Below are 13238 nucleotides of genomic sequence, written 5' to 3' on the forward strand. Positions count from 1 at the left end.
CGATGTCGAAATCCAACACCATCCTCTATCTCGATGGCGTCTCGGTCTCCTTTGACGGCTTCCGCGCCATCAACAATCTCTCGCTTGTGCTCGACAAGGGTGAGATGCGCGCCATCATCGGCCCCAACGGCGCCGGCAAGACGACGATGATGGACATCGTCACCGGCAAGACCCGGCCCGACGAGGGCGAAGTGTTCTTCGACGGCCAGGTCGATCTCACCCGGCACGACGAGGCCGAGATCGCCATGATGGGCATAGGCCGCAAATTCCAGAAACCGACCGTCTTCGAAAGCCACAGCGTCGAAGACAATCTGATGCTGGCGCTGAAGGGACCGCGCTCGATCTTCCCGGCGCTGCTCCATCGCCGCTCGGCCGGCGAGGCGCGGCAGATCGACGACATCCTCGGCGTCATACGGCTCGGCGACAAGCGCCACGATCTGGCGGCCAATCTCAGTCATGGTCAGAAGCAGTGGTTGGAGATCGGCATGCTCTTGGCGCAGGACCCGAAACTGCTTTTGGTCGATGAGCCGGTCGCCGGAATGACCGATGCCGAGACCGTGGAAACCGCGCGCCTGCTCAAGGACATTGCGCGCGACCATTCAGTCATCGTCGTCGAGCACGACATGCATTTCGTGCGCGAACTCGGCGTCAAGGTCACCTGCCTGCATGAGGGCTCGGTGCTGTCGGAAGGCTCGCTCGATTTTGTTTCGGCCGACGAGCGCGTCGTCGAAGTCTATCTGGGGAGATGAGCATGGTGTGGCGGGTGCAATTCCATCGCTTCGATCTGTCCTTCCTTCGCTTCTGGAGAAGGCGCTGACATGCTCGAAGTTTCCAATGCCACGCTCCACTACGGCGCCGCCCAGGCGCTGCGCGGCGTGTCGCTGAGGGCGGGAGCCGGCAAGATCACCTGTGTGCTCGGCCGCAACGGCGTCGGCAAGACCAGTTTGATGAGATCGATCGTCGGCCACCACCGGCTGACGAGCGGAAGCGTTGCCTTCGAGGGGAAGGCGCTTGACCGGAGCGCGGCGTATGATCGCGCCCGGTCGGGCATCGCATTCGTACCGCAGGGCAGGGAGATCTTTCCCCTGCTGACGGTACGCGAAAACCTGGAGTCGGGCTTTGCGCCCTTGAAGCGCGCCGACCGCGACGTGCCTGCGCATGTCTTCGAACTGTTCCCGGTGCTGAAGCAGATGCTGGGCCGCCGCGGCGGCGATCTCTCCGGTGGCCAGCAGCAGCAGCTCGCCATCGGCCGGGCCTTGGTGATGCGCCCGAAACTCCTGGTGCTGGATGAACCGACAGAAGGCATCCAGCCGTCGATCATCAAGGACATCGGCCGCGCCATCCGCTATTTGCGCGATCAGGCCGGCATCGCCGTGCTTCTGGTCGAGCAATATCTCGATTTCTGCCGCGAGCTCGCCGACGAGGTCAACATCATGGACCGCGGCCAGATCGTCCACAGCGGTCCGGCGCAGGATCTCGACCGCGCGGATGTCAGGAAGTTTCTGACGGTGTAGGCTGTCTGGTTCTGCACCGTCAGTGGTGCATTGAAGTCACCGCATGGATTCTTGGGTCTTGGCTACGCTTTGCCTTCGCTGCGCTGAAGTCGCATAGGCGCGCACCGTTGCGCCTGACTTTCGTCAGCGGCGCCATACTCAACACTGGCACCCACAATACTGCGTGCTAGTCTTTGTCAGGCCTCGGTGAGTCGGCCGCTTCCGTATCAGTCTGGTTCTGTAGATCGAGGGAATGCGCTGGCTCAGCCTGCAAGTTCCACGCAAGCAAGCCGCCCTAGCTTTCCCTCGCAGTTCTGATTGTCGGTCAATGCGTCCAGATAATCTTGCCAGGAGAATAGGGCTATGGAGCGGTTCGTCGAGGACCACCAGAAACGACGGCTGACGGAGCGCGTCGACATCATCACAGCCATCAACATTCTGCGCTCGCAAGGCTACCAGCAGGATGAGCTGATCGGCGAAATCACCAAGGTTTTCTACGTCGATCTCGATACTTATAACGAGATCGTGCTGGCGGCCTAACCGGCGCGCCGGAAGGCCAGCACGCGATTGCGGCCGCCGCGCTTGGCGCCGTAGAGCGCCTTGTCTGCGGCGCTGAGCACCTTGTCGAATTTGGTGCCGCCCTCGCTGCCGAAGGCGTAGCCGGCGCTGACCGTGCAGGCCAGCAGTCGGGTCTCGGTGTCGATCCGTCGCGAGGCAAAACTGGCCCGGATGCGCTCGGCTATGAATTCCACCTTCTCAGGCAAGATGCGATCGAGGACCAGCGCAAATTCCTCTCCGCCCATGCGCGCGGCGATGTCGCCCGGCTGGAGATTGGCGGTCAAATCCTTGGCAAACAGTTTCAGCACCTCGTCGCCGGTGGCGTGGCCGAACTCGTCGTTGATGGCCTTGAATCCGTCGAGATCGAACACGATCACGGCGGTAAAGACGCCCACCGGCGTCTTGCCATGCAGGTCGAACAGAGCGCGTCGGTTGAGCAGGCCGGTCAGCGGATCGGTCAGCGCTTCGCGGCGGTGATGCTGCGCCAGGCGTCCCTGGTTGAGCGCCAGCGACAGCGCGCCGATGCCGGTCATGCAGGCGATGACGACGATCAGGCTGAGATCCTCGGCCCAGTTGCTTGGCGCATGGCCGAGCACCAGCCTGCCATCCCAGACGAGCACCCCGGAGCACAGCACGAAGGATATGGCAGTGGCTGTGTAGAGCCCGGCAATGCCGATGATCGGCGCCGGAAATTCGGTACGCCCCTTCCAGTATTCATAGGCTGTCGCAAACAGGAGCAGCGCGGCAAAGGCATTTTCCAGCATGAAGCCCAGCCCGTCATAGCCGAGCCCCATCGGCGGCAAGGCGATCGCCAGCGAGACACCGGCGCCAATGGCAATGCGCGGCAGCGGCGAGCGGCCGGTCGTGAATTGATGGGCGGCGCCCAGCATGGTTGAAAAGCCAAGCAGCAGGAAGGTGAAGGTGGCGAGGCCGAGCAGGCGTCCGGGCGTGTCGATATAGGCTTGGTAGGCCAAGACGTCGGCGACGATCAGAAGCACGCTGACCGCCCATGTCAGCAGGAATTTTTCCGAGCGCGCGGTCAGCCAGATGCCGAACAAAGTCATGCCGAGGCAAGCGGCGGAAAAACCGACAGCCAGCAGAAGCGAATTGTAGTCGAGCGACATGCCCTCGTCCTTGCTCGCGGCTACCTGTCGCGACGACGGGGCCCAACCGGATTTATGCAGCAAGGTGGTATCGATAAGGTTACGATGGGGCGGAAGATATCACGCTTCGGTTGTTTGGAGCAATTCTGGGTTGAAGCGCTGTTGCGCGTTCGGACGTTCGGAATCGCATTAACCCAAAGCAGGAGAGCGGTTCGCCATTTTCACGAGGGGCGAACCGTTCAGCCGATCAGCTTACCCGCTTCATCAGAGCCATGGCGCCGAACGGCGCGCGCACCTTGCCCTCGGTGATGAAGTAGGCGAACACGTCGCGCGGCTTCACCGGCGCGTCGAAAGCCGGGTCGGCCCGCCGCAGATCGGCCGGCTGCTTGCCTTCCGCCCAAGTTTTCATCCGCGCCGCCCATTCGTCCAGCCCTTTCGGCGTATAGCAGTCGGGATTGTCGTCCGAGCCCGACTGCAGCCGCGCGTAGACGAAGTCGCCGGTGATGTCGGCGATATCAGGGTATTTGGCATGGTCGGCATAGACGATCGCCGCCTTGTATTTGCGAGCGAGTGCGGCAAATTCCGGCACGATGAAACTGTCGTTGCGCACCTCGAGCGCATGGCGCAGCGCCACCCCGTCCTGTTTTTCCGGCAGCAGTTTCAGGAAGGCCTCGAAATCGTCGGGATCGAATTTCTTCGTCGGCGCGAACTGCCACAGGATCGGCCCGAGCTTCTCGCCGAGTGCCGCGACGCCGGAGCCTAGGAAGCGCGTTATGGATTCGCCGGCTTCGCCGAGCACGCGCCGGTTGGTGACGAAGCGATTGCCCTTCAGCGAATAGACGAAACCGTCCGGCGCTTCGCTCGCCCATTTGATGAAGGTCGGTTCCTTGAAGCTGGAATAGTAGGTGCCGTTGACCTCGATGCTCGGCACCTGCCGGCTTGCATAGTGCAGTTGCTTGGCCTTCGACAGTTTGTCGGGATAGAAGGACGTATCCCAGGGTTCGAAAGTCCAGCCGCCCATGCCTGAGCGGATTGTCCCGGATTTGCTCATAGTCGTCCTCCCGAGTTCAGAAAAATCAGGCTGCCGTGCTCTCGCTGACCGGCTTGGCCATGTCGACCACCGTCCATCCCGGCCGGTGGGGATTGGCCCGGCGGCCGGTCTCGCGAAAGCCATAGGCGGTATAGATTGCAATGTTCCGTTCCATGCGCGAATTGGTGTAGAGCCGCACCTCCGGCACGCGCCACGATCGCGCCTGCTCCTCCGCGAAGTCGAGCAGCGCAGTGCCGAGTTTCCTGCCCTGGAAGGCGGGGAAACCGCGACGCTGAAGATCATCGCATGATCGGGATGCCGCTCGACGACGATCAGCCCGGCGAGACCCGAGCCACGCTCCAAGAGCCAAACCTCGCCGCGTTCGATGCGCGGGGCATAATCTTCGGTGACCGGGATCGGCGGGGCGCCTAGCAGGGGCGTGTAGTGCTCATAGGCGGCCTGCGTCAGCGAGACGACTGCGTCGAGATCACCGGCAAGCGCCTGTCGGAATGTCATTCAAAACTCCCCAGGCGCTCGACCGGTCTGTCTACTATTCCGCGGCTTCGCGCTTGCCCCCGGGGCGCCGTTCCAGCAGCTCCTTGAGGAACTGCCCGGTATAGCTGCGCTTTTCGCGCACGATGGCTTCGGGCATGCCCTGGGCGACCAGCTCGCCGCCGCCGTCGCCGCCTTCGGGGCCGAGATCGAGCACCCAGTCGGCGGTCTTGATCACTTCGAGATTGTGCTCGATGACCACCACCGTGTTGCCCTGGTCGACCAGTTCGTGCAGCACTTCCAAAAGCTTAGCGACATCGTGAAAATGCAGGCCGGTGGTCGGCTCGTCCAGGATGTAGAGCGTCTTGCCGGTCGCCTTGCGCGACAATTCCTTGGCGAGCTTGATGCGCTGCGCCTCGCCGCCGGACAGCGTCGTCGCCTGCTGGCCGATATGGATGTAGCCAAGGCCAACCTGCTTCAGCGTGTCGAGCTTGTCGCGCACGCCGGGCACGGCGGCGAAGAAGTCGACGCCTTCCTCGACCGTCATGTCCAAAACGTCGGCGATCGACTTGCCCTTGAACACGACGTCGAGCGTCTCGCGGTTGTAGCGCTTGCCGTGGCAGACATCGCAGGTGACGTAGACGTCGGGCAAAAAGTGCATCTCGATCTTGATGACGCCGTCGCCCTGGCAGGCCTCGCAGCGGCCGCCCTTGACGTTGAACGAGAACCTGCCCGGCTGATACCCGCGCGCCTTGGCCTCTGGCAGGCCGGCGAACCAGTCGCGGATCGGGGTGAAGGCGCCGGTATAGGTGGCCGGATTGGAGCGCGGTGTGCGGCCGATGGGCGACTGGTCGATGTCGATGACCTTGTCGAGGAACTCGAGGCCCTCGATGCGGTCGTGGTCGGCCGGATGTTCGCGCGAGCCCATGATGCGCCGCGACGCCGCCTTGAACAGCGTCTCGATCAGGAAGGTCGACTTGCCGCCGCCCGACACGCCGGTGACGGCGGTGAAGGTGCCGAGCGGAATTTCGGCGGTCACGTTCTTCAGATTGTTGCCGCGCGCGCCGACGATCTTCAGCCGGCGATTCTTCTTCGCCTCGCGCCTGACACCAGGCGTGGCCACTTCAAGCGCGCCCGACAGATACTTGCCGGTGATCGAGTTGGGGTTGGCCATCACCTGCTGCGGCGTGCCCTGGGCGATGATCTCGCCGCCATGAATGCCGGCGGCCGGCCCCATGTCGACGACATAGTCGGCATGCAGGATGGCGTCCTCGTCATGCTCGACGACGATCACCGTGTTGCCGATGTCGCGCAGGTGCTTCAGCGTGTCGAGCAGGCGCGCATTGTCGCGCTGGTGCAGGCCGATCGACGGCTCGTCCAGCACATAGAGGACGCCGGTGAGGCCGGAGCCGATCTGCGAGGCCAGGCGGATGCGCTGGCTCTCGCCGCCCGACAGCGTGCCCGAATTGCGCGACAGCGTCAGATAGTCCAAGCCGACATCGTTGAGGAAGCGCAGCCGGTCGCGGATTTCCTTGAGCACCCTGACAGCAATCTCGTTCTGCTTGTCGTTCAGTTGCGCCGGCAGGTCGGTGAACCATTTGTCGGCGCTGCGGATCGACTGCTCGGTGACCTCGCCGATATGTTTTCCGGCGATCTTGACCGCTAGCGCTTCCGGCTTCAGCCGGTAGCCTTTGCAGGCGGGGCAGGGCGTCGCCGACATGAAGCGCTCGATCTCCTCGCGCATCCAGGCGGATTCGGTTTCCTTCCAGCGCCGTTCCAGATTGGGGATGACACCTTCGAACGTCTTGGTCGTCTTGTAGGAGCGGAGACCGTCATCATACTGGAAAGTGACCTCGCGCTCGCCGGTGCCGCGCAGCACGGCTTCCTTTGCCTCTTCGGTCAGATCCTTGAACTTGTCGCCGAGCTTGAAGCCGTAGGCCTTGCCCAGCGCTTCCAGCGTCTGCGCATAATAGGGCGAGGTCGACTTCGCCCACGGGCTGACGGCGCCATCGCGCAGCGAGACGTTCTCGTCGGGCACGATCAGGCTGGCGTCGATGGCGCGCTGGCTGCCGAGACCGTCGCAGGTCGGGCAGGCGCCGAATGGGTTGTTGAACGAGAACAGCCTGGGCTCGATCTCCGGAATGGTGAAGCCGGACACCGGGCAGGCGAATTTTTCGGAGAACAGGATGCGCTCATGCGTCTCGTTCTTCGACTTGTTGACGGAGTCCTCGCCGGTCTGGCTGGCGTCGAGTGGGCGGTCGGCGAATTCTGCCACCGCCAGCCCTTCGGCGAGCTTCAGTGCGGTTTCGATGGAATCGGCCAGCCGCGTCGCCAGATCGCCGCGCACGACGATGCGGTCGACGACGACGTCGATGTCGTGCTTGTATTTCTTGTCCAGCGCCGGCACGTCGGCAATCTCGTAGAAGACACCGTCGACCTTGACGCGCTGAAAGCCCTTTTTCTGCAGCTCCAGCAGTTCCTTGCGGTACTCGCCCTTGCGGCCGCGCACGATCGGCGCCAGCAGGAACAGCCGCGTGCCTTCCTCGACCGCCAGCACCCGGTCGACCATCTGGCTGACCGTCTGGCTCTCGATCGGCAGGCCGGTGGCCGGCGAATAGGGGATGCCGACGCGCGCGAACAGCAAGCGCATATAGTCGTAGATCTCGGTAACGGTGCCAACCGTCGAGCGCGGGTTCTTCGACGTGGTCTTCTGCTCGATGGAGATGGCAGGCGACAGGCCGTCGATCTGGTCGACATCAGGCTTCTGCATCATTTCGAGGAACTGGCGCGCATAGGCCGACAGGCTCTCGACATAGCGACGCTGGCCCTCGGCATAGATGGTGTCGAAGGCGAGCGACGATTTGCCGGAGCCCGACAGGCCGGTCATGACGATCAGGCTGTCACGCGGCAGGTCGAGATCGACATTCTTCAGATTGTGTTCGCGTGCACCGCGAATGGAAAGGTATTTATGGTCGGCCATCGCCGGTCGCCGCCTCAAGTCTGGTATCAGTGGGATCGGCGGGGTTATCCCGGCCACCCCCTATGTAGGTATTTTTGCCGCCACGTCGAGAGACGTCACACTTCTCGACCAAAGTCGTTTAACCGTCTTTCTCCCACAGGGGCAAGCGGAAAGAACAAAGGCCGAACACGCTCCTGACAAAGCTGTGCAGAAACCTGACAAGGGTGTTTCAAAAACTGACCCTGACGTAAGCTCCCGGCGATCACATTTTTCGGTAACCGGCTATTCAACGGTTGACGTCACCGACTCAGGGGCGCAGTGTCCAGAAGTCAACGAAGCCGGCCGTCTTTCGATGGCCTCGCCGCCCACAGGCGCCTGCGAGACGCCGCAGGTTTTGCGATTTGCGCTTCGGACGACACAGTCGCAACGGACATAGGAGCGGAGCATGACGCCACCGGATAGTCCTTTGAGGCTCCACATCTCGTTGGAGCCGCGGCGGGCATAAGTGCCAGGGTTCAGCGTTTTCGCCACCCGACAAACCGTGACCTGCCGTATCACACCAAAATCAGAGACGGATAGTCGGATCGTCGGCTGAATGCCGCGAAGCATCCGAGACAAAAGTCGGTATAACACTACCGGCAAGTTGGATCTGGAATCCAAAAAAAGCCCCGACCGTTTGCGGAAGCGACGGCGGGGCTGTTTGTTTGTGCGGCTTACCGAGGCAGCCGACGAGGGTCGCTCTGTCGCCGGCACCCTATCGGTTGGAAGGCTTGTTCGCACCCACCCCGACATCGACAGTGATGCTGCCGGAAATCCTGACATCGGTGTCGCCGATCTTGAATGTGCCGTTCTCGCCGGAGGGCAGCACGTCGTCGGGCTCGGGCTGCGGCGCCGGCTTGGCAATGCGGTAGTCGCCGGTCACGCCGGGCAGGGCGCCTTTCGACGACTTGGACGTGCTGTCCCCGGCAAGAGCCGCGCTCGCGGTCACGGCGGTGATCACGATGGCTGTCATCAGTCTGTTCAGGCGGTAGCGCATCGCTGGACTATAGTGTCGCGCCCAATGCGAGGCCAGACCGGCGGCGTCGAAATTGACACGACGCCGGCTCGCGTTCAATCCGGCGATCAGGCCGCCGCCTGCTTGCGGGTGTCGAAAACATGGTCAACGAGGCCCCAGTCCTTGGCCTCGCGCGCGGTCATGAAGAAATCGCGGTCGAGCGTGCGTTCGACCTCTTCATAGGTGCGTCCGCAATGCTGCGCGTAGAGCTCGGTCATGTGCCGCTTGGTGCGCAAAATGCCTTCGGCATGGCGCTGGATGTCGGAGGCCTGGCCCTGGAATCCACCCAGGGGCTGATGCAGCACGATGCTGGCATTGGGCAGGGCGATGCGACGTCCCGGCGTTCCCGCCATCAGCAGGAACGAGGCCATCGAGGCGGCAAAGCCCATGCACACCGTCGACACCGGGCAGCTGACATATTGCATCGTGTCGTAGATGGCGAAGCCGCTGCTCACCACGCCGCCCGGCGAGTTGATGTAGAGCGAGATCTCCTTGTCGGGATTGTCCGATTCCAGCGACAGAAGCTGGGCGCAGACCAGCGCCGACATGCCGTCATTGATCTCGCCGTTGACAAAGATGATGCGCTCGCGCAGCAGCCGCGAGAAAATGTCGAAGGCGCGTTCGCCGCGGCTCGATTGCTCGATCACCATCGGCACCAGATTGGCAAAGCCGCTCATCCCATTGTCTCCGTTCGTTTTTCTCTAGATCAAGCTGCGCGCAGCAACAGGCGCGGCGCGTTCGCGGCGATAGGTAGCGTGGGCTTGTCTGCGCGGAGCGAAAGCCGGCAACTGCCGCCCGCCATCGCAACCGCAGGCGTTGCCGCCTGGACGAAGCCGTCATGGACGATGCGCAGATGCGTGCCGTCGGAAACGGTGCGGGAAAGCGTGAAGGTGACGATGCTGTCCAGCCCATTGGCATTTCTGGTTTCGGACCGCTCGCGCCAGGAATAGCGCAGCAACCGCCCCGGCTCGGCATCGAGCACTTCGCACTCGATCGGCGCGTCCGGTCCGGCAAAGGCAAAGCGGGTGCCGGTTTCCGGCTTGATGTCGTTTGGCATCATCCACGCCGCCAACAGCTCCGGCACGGTCAGCGCCCGCCACACCTTTTCCGGTGCGTCCGGCAGATCGCATTCGAAGGCGAGGCTATCCTTGGCGGTCTGCGCCTGCTTTTCATCGGTCATTGGTCCATGTCCTTCAAAACGGCCTTCAGTCTTTCGATGCGCTCCGGCCAGAATGCGCGGTAGCGTTCGATCCAGCCGAGCAACGGCTCGAGCCCTTGCGGATCGGTGCGGTAGTACGCATTGCGGCCCGACCGCCTTTCGCTGACCAGGCCGGCGCCGCGCAGCACCGCCAGGTGCTGCGACACCGCCGGCTGCGACACGCTCATGCCGCTGCGCAACTCCGACACGCTCATCTCGCCGGCGGCAAGCCGTTCAAAGACGGCACGCCGTGTCGGGTCGGCGAGGGCGCGAAAAATCTCTGCTTCGATCATGGCAAAAGCATAAGTCGATACTTATCGATTTGGCAAGCGCTGTTTTATTCGCTCGCTGCAAGCCAGCGCCTCACCGGCGCGGTTGCCCCCTCGAACGTCGCTTCGAAGATTGGCGACGCCAACACGGCATGGATATGAAGCGTATCGGTGCCGGCATTTCGAAAGCCGTGTTGTCTCTGCGCTGGAATGAGGAGCGACTGTCCGGCAGTCAGCGTCACGTGGTCGTCATCGATCCACATTTCGGCGGTTCCGGCGATGACGCTCAGCACCTCCTCGACCGGGTGCCGATGTGACGGAGCCCCGACGCCCGGCTGAACCCATTGTTCGAACATGCAAAGCTGGCGGGCTCCATTGCTGGCGGAAACCTGCATGCGGGTCTCCACGCCGGCCCGCCATTGCTCGCGCGGCTGGTCCAGATGCGCAATGACCTTCATTCGCCACAGCCTTTCGATCCCGCATGGTCGCAATTTCAGGCGCATACCCTACCTCTTGTTGACGTTCCTTGACAGAAGGGGGCGGCAGGAATAGAACAAAAAAAGAACAAAAACCTTGTGGGAAAAGCCAGCCTTTGCGGGCATGGGCGGCTCGCAGGCTGTAAGGTGAGCGACTTGAAATTTGTTTCGGATGAGCGCGGAGAAGTGTCATGGCGGGTAGCGTCAACAAGGTCATTCTGGTCGGAAACCTCGGCGCGGACCCCGAAATCCGCCGCCTGAATTCCGGTGATCCGGTCGTCAACATCCGCATCGCCACGTCGGAAAGCTGGCGCGACAAGAATTCCGGCGAGCGCAAGGAAAAGACCGAGTGGCACAACGTCGTCATTTTCAATGACCAGATCGCCAAGGTCGCCGAGCAATATCTGAAGAAGGGCATGAAGGTTTACGTCGAAGGCCAGCTGCAGACACGCAAATGGCAGGACCAGACCGGCGCCGACAAATACACGACGGAAGTCGTGCTGCAGAAATTCCGCGGTGAGCTGCAGATGCTCGATTCACGCGGCGAGGGCAGCGGCCAGGTCGGCAACTATGCCGGTGGCAGCAGTGCGAGCCGTGGTTCGGATTTCGGCCAGTCGGGCCCCAATGAAAGCTTCAACCGCGGCGGTGGCGGCGGCGGTTCCAGAGGCGGCGGCGGTGGCGGCGGTTCGTCGCGCGAACTGGACGACGAAATCCCGTTCTGAGCGTTGAGCGATAGCATCTGAGGAGAGGGCGCAATGTCGCTCGGACCGCTTCTGTCGGCGCCCCCTCCCATTCCCTGGCACGCTTTCGCGGCCCTTGCCGCGTTGGTTATCGGCGGCGCCCAATTGGCGCTGCCGAAAGGCACGACGCGCCACCGCGCGATGGGCTATGCCTGGGCGGCGCTGATGCTGGTCATCGCCATCTCCAGTTTCTGGATCCAGCAGATCCGCCTCATCGGCCCGTTCAGCCCGATCCACCTCTTGTCGATCATCGTGTTGATCACCGTGCCGCTGGCGGTCTGGCACGCGCATATACATCGCGTCGCCAAACATCGCAGGGTCATGATTTCGCTCTACGTTTTCGCGTTGATCGGCGCCGGCGTGTTCACTCTGCTGCCAGGGCGCATCATGCATGCGGTCGTGTTCGGCCAGTGACGCATTTCTAGAAGGAAGATTGCTGTGAAAGCACGGATCAAGTGGGTCGAAGAGCGCACTTTCGTCGGCGAGTCCGGCAGCGGCCACAAGCTCGTGCTTGGAACCGCCTCCGGTCCCGAGGGCAAGACGCCAGGCCCAAGCCCGATGGAGCTGGTGCTGATCGGCACTGGCGGCTGCTCGGCCTATGATGTCGTCCACATCCTCGAAAAAGGCCGCGAGGCGATCGAGGATTGCACCGTCGAGCTCGACGCCGACCGCGCCGAAAGCGACCCAAAAGTCTTCACCCGCATCCACATGCATTTCACTGTCACGGGCCGCGCGCTGGCGCACGACAAGGTCCAGCGCGCGATCAACCTGTCGATCGAAAAATACTGCTCGGCCTCCGCCATGCTGGCCAAGACCGCCGTCATCACCCACGATTTTGAGGTCGTCGATACGGCGGTGAAGTAGGCAGTAGGGCCTGCCGTTCACCCCGCCATCAGCGCCTTGATGCCATCCGCCACGAATTGCACCGCGAGCGCCGCCAGGATGACGCCGAGCAGGCGGGTGAGGATCGAGCGGCCTGTCTGGCCGAGGATGCGGTCGATGCGTTCCGACAGCACGAACACCAGATAGGTGATGGCAAGGCAGACGAAAATGATGCCGACCAGCGCCGCCTGAGCGGCAAAACCCTGGAACGAGCCGGACAGAAGCACGGTCGCCGAAATCGCGCCGGGACCGGCGATCAGCGGGATCGCCAGCGGGAAGGCGGCGATGTTGTGGATCATGTCCTTGGTGATGGCGACGTCGCCGATCTTTTCCTTGCGGTCCTGCCTGCGCTCGAACACCATTTCGAAAGCGATGAAGAACAAAAGAAAGCCGCCTGCGACGCGGAAGGCCGGCAGAGTGATGCCGAACACCGACAGGATCGCGGCGCCCGCGACGGCAAACAGCGCCATCACCAGGAAACCGATGATCGAAGCGCGAATCGAAACCTGCTGACGTTCCTCGCGGTTCATGCCGCGTGTCACCGCAAGGAAGAGCGGAGCGAGACCAGGCGGGTCGATGGTCACCAGAATGGTGACGAAGGCGTTGAACAGGCTGTCGAAACTCGGCATCGCTGACCCCTCCCGCCGGGGCCGGGCCCTGCGCCACCATAGTGGTAGAGCAAAGCCTGGTCGGTGGGAACCGTCAGGGATGGTGAAACTGGTGCGTCGGCTAGCCGTCAGCGCTGCAATGAAGACCGCGTCAGATGCGGGATGGTTGCCTGAAGCGCATAGAGGCAGTCGTCGAGGGGCAGCAGCGTGTAGCGACGGAAAGCGACAATGACCGCCTCCTCCTCAATCGAGAGCACCGTCGATCTCGGTTCCCTCGGACCAGTCGGCAGATCGGCGACCGAAGCTCGCCTCTTCCACTTCGCGACCGTCTTCTGGTTGATCCCGTAGCGCTTGGCGAGCCGCCTCAGGCTCTCTT

Annotated in this window: 15 protein-coding genes and 2 pseudogenes; 6 read left to right on the top strand and 11 right to left on the bottom strand. The window is 62.6% G+C overall.

Annotated elements, in window-relative coordinates; all coding sequences use genetic code 11:
* The first annotated feature begins 2 nt into the window (after positions 1–2).
* From urtD to ACWGTO_RS18595, 3 genes are all read left to right on the top strand, one after another.
* Positions 3–749 (top strand): urea ABC transporter ATP-binding protein UrtD, encoded by a 747-nt coding sequence (gene urtD / locus ACWGTO_RS18585; protein WP_454576252.1) that lies wholly within the window; start codon positions 3–5, stop codon positions 747–749.
* 69 nt (positions 750–818) lie between these two features.
* The gene (gene urtE, locus ACWGTO_RS18590) at positions 819–1514 is read left to right on the top strand and encodes an urea ABC transporter ATP-binding subunit UrtE (RefSeq protein WP_454576253.1); all 696 of its coding nucleotides are present in this window, start codon (positions 819–821) and stop codon (positions 1512–1514) included.
* A 342-nt stretch (positions 1515–1856) separates the two neighbouring features.
* Positions 1857–2033, top strand: coding sequence for a hypothetical protein (locus tag ACWGTO_RS18595; protein ID WP_112561526.1), 177 nt, complete (start codon positions 1857–1859; stop codon positions 2031–2033).
* On the opposite strand, the gene ACWGTO_RS18600 is transcribed toward ACWGTO_RS18595, so the two are convergent.
* From ACWGTO_RS18600 to ACWGTO_RS18640, 9 genes and pseudogenes are all read right to left on the bottom strand, one after another.
* Positions 2030–3175: a GGDEF domain-containing protein gene (locus tag ACWGTO_RS18600; RefSeq protein WP_454576254.1), complete on the bottom strand. Its 1146-nt coding sequence runs from the start codon at positions 3173–3175 to the stop codon at positions 2030–2032. The genes ACWGTO_RS18595 and ACWGTO_RS18600 overlap by 4 nt on opposite strands.
* Before the next feature lie 226 nt (positions 3176–3401).
* Positions 3402–4205: a DUF72 domain-containing protein gene (locus tag ACWGTO_RS18605; protein ID WP_454576255.1), complete on the bottom strand. Its 804-nt coding sequence runs from the start codon at positions 4203–4205 to the stop codon at positions 3402–3404.
* Positions 4206–4230: 25 nt separating this feature from the next.
* Positions 4231–4700: pseudogene (locus ACWGTO_RS18610) on the bottom strand (GNAT family N-acetyltransferase).
* 34 nt (positions 4701–4734) lie between these two features.
* Complete coding sequence (gene uvrA / locus ACWGTO_RS18615; RefSeq protein ID WP_454576256.1) at positions 4735–7656, bottom strand: excinuclease ABC subunit UvrA; 2922 nt, start codon at positions 7654–7656, stop codon at positions 4735–4737.
* A gap of 733 nt (positions 7657–8389) precedes the next feature.
* Complete coding sequence (locus tag ACWGTO_RS18620; protein ID WP_454576257.1) at positions 8390–8647, bottom strand: hypothetical protein; 258 nt, start codon at positions 8645–8647, stop codon at positions 8390–8392.
* A gap of 110 nt (positions 8648–8757) precedes the next feature.
* Positions 8758–9366, bottom strand: coding sequence for an ATP-dependent Clp protease proteolytic subunit (locus ACWGTO_RS18625; RefSeq protein ID WP_454576258.1), 609 nt, complete (start codon positions 9364–9366; stop codon positions 8758–8760).
* Positions 9367–9395: 29 nt separating this feature from the next.
* Positions 9396–9869 (bottom strand): SRPBCC family protein, encoded by a 474-nt coding sequence (locus ACWGTO_RS18630; protein ID WP_454576259.1) that lies wholly within the window; start codon positions 9867–9869, stop codon positions 9396–9398.
* Positions 9866–10180, bottom strand: a complete 315-nt coding sequence (locus tag ACWGTO_RS18635; RefSeq protein WP_454576260.1) for an ArsR/SmtB family transcription factor — start codon at positions 10178–10180, stop codon at positions 9866–9868. Before ACWGTO_RS18635 ends, ACWGTO_RS18630 begins: the two co-directional genes overlap by 4 nt.
* A gap of 44 nt (positions 10181–10224) precedes the next feature.
* Positions 10225–10659 (bottom strand): cupin domain-containing protein, encoded by a 435-nt coding sequence (locus ACWGTO_RS18640; RefSeq protein ID WP_454576261.1) that lies wholly within the window; start codon positions 10657–10659, stop codon positions 10225–10227.
* Between the two features lie 164 nt (positions 10660–10823).
* Here ACWGTO_RS18640 and ssb point away from each other — a divergent pair, with 164 nt between their 5' ends.
* From ssb to ACWGTO_RS18655, 3 genes are read left to right on the top strand one after another with little or no spacing between them, the layout of a single operon-like run.
* Complete coding sequence (gene ssb / locus ACWGTO_RS18645; protein WP_454576262.1) at positions 10824–11354, top strand: single-stranded DNA-binding protein; 531 nt, start codon at positions 10824–10826, stop codon at positions 11352–11354.
* Positions 11355–11387: 33 nt separating this feature from the next.
* On the top strand, positions 11388–11786 hold the full coding sequence (locus ACWGTO_RS18650) for a DUF2306 domain-containing protein (protein WP_454576263.1): 399 nt from the start codon (positions 11388–11390) through the stop codon (positions 11784–11786).
* Positions 11787–11810: 24 nt separating this feature from the next.
* Positions 11811–12236 carry an OsmC family protein gene (locus tag ACWGTO_RS18655; protein WP_454576264.1) on the top strand — a complete coding sequence of 142 codons (426 nt, stop codon included), beginning with the start codon at positions 11811–11813 and terminating at the stop codon, positions 12234–12236.
* A gap of 17 nt (positions 12237–12253) precedes the next feature.
* Here the strand turns inward: ACWGTO_RS18655 and ACWGTO_RS18660 are convergent, their stop codons facing one another.
* Together ACWGTO_RS18660 and ACWGTO_RS18665 are read right to left on the bottom strand one after the other, a co-directional pair.
* On the bottom strand, positions 12254–12883 hold the full coding sequence (locus ACWGTO_RS18660; protein WP_454576265.1) for a MarC family protein: 630 nt from the start codon (positions 12881–12883) through the stop codon (positions 12254–12256).
* Between the two features lie 110 nt (positions 12884–12993).
* Positions 12994–13238 (bottom strand): annotated as a pseudogene (locus tag ACWGTO_RS18665) (IS481 family transposase); the annotation flags it as partial.

The sequence above is a fragment of the Mesorhizobium sp. PL10 genome, assembly GCF_053714315.1.

Excerpts from the sequence above, each read along its gene's own strand:
- urtD (WP_454576252.1), top strand. The coding sequence starts at position 3 with ATGTCGAAATCCAACACCATCCTCTATCTCGATGGCGTCTCGGTCTCC.
- urtE (WP_454576253.1), top strand. The coding sequence starts at position 819 with ATGCTCGAAGTTTCCAATGCCACGCTCCACTACGGCGCCGCCCAGGCG.
- ACWGTO_RS18595 (WP_112561526.1), top strand. The coding sequence starts at position 1,857 with ATGGAGCGGTTCGTCGAGGACCACCAGAAACGACGGCTGACGGAGCGC.
- ACWGTO_RS18600 (WP_454576254.1), bottom strand. The coding sequence starts at position 3,175 with ATGTCGCTCGACTACAATTCGCTTCTGCTGGCTGTCGGTTTTTCCGCC.
- ACWGTO_RS18605 (WP_454576255.1), bottom strand. The coding sequence starts at position 4,205 with ATGAGCAAATCCGGGACAATCCGCTCAGGCATGGGCGGCTGGACTTTC.
- uvrA (WP_454576256.1), bottom strand. The coding sequence starts at position 7,656 with ATGGCCGACCATAAATACCTTTCCATTCGCGGTGCACGCGAACACAAT.
- ACWGTO_RS18620 (WP_454576257.1), bottom strand. The coding sequence starts at position 8,647 with ATGACAGCCATCGTGATCACCGCCGTGACCGCGAGCGCGGCTCTTGCC.
- ACWGTO_RS18625 (WP_454576258.1), bottom strand. The coding sequence starts at position 9,366 with ATGAGCGGCTTTGCCAATCTGGTGCCGATGGTGATCGAGCAATCGAGC.
- ACWGTO_RS18630 (WP_454576259.1), bottom strand. The coding sequence starts at position 9,869 with ATGACCGATGAAAAGCAGGCGCAGACCGCCAAGGATAGCCTCGCCTTC.
- ACWGTO_RS18635 (WP_454576260.1), bottom strand. The coding sequence starts at position 10,180 with ATGATCGAAGCAGAGATTTTTCGCGCCCTCGCCGACCCGACACGGCGT.
- ACWGTO_RS18640 (WP_454576261.1), bottom strand. The coding sequence starts at position 10,659 with ATGCGCCTGAAATTGCGACCATGCGGGATCGAAAGGCTGTGGCGAATG.
- ssb (WP_454576262.1), top strand. The coding sequence starts at position 10,824 with ATGGCGGGTAGCGTCAACAAGGTCATTCTGGTCGGAAACCTCGGCGCG.
- ACWGTO_RS18650 (WP_454576263.1), top strand. The coding sequence starts at position 11,388 with ATGTCGCTCGGACCGCTTCTGTCGGCGCCCCCTCCCATTCCCTGGCAC.
- ACWGTO_RS18660 (WP_454576265.1), bottom strand. The coding sequence starts at position 12,883 with ATGCCGAGTTTCGACAGCCTGTTCAACGCCTTCGTCACCATTCTGGTG.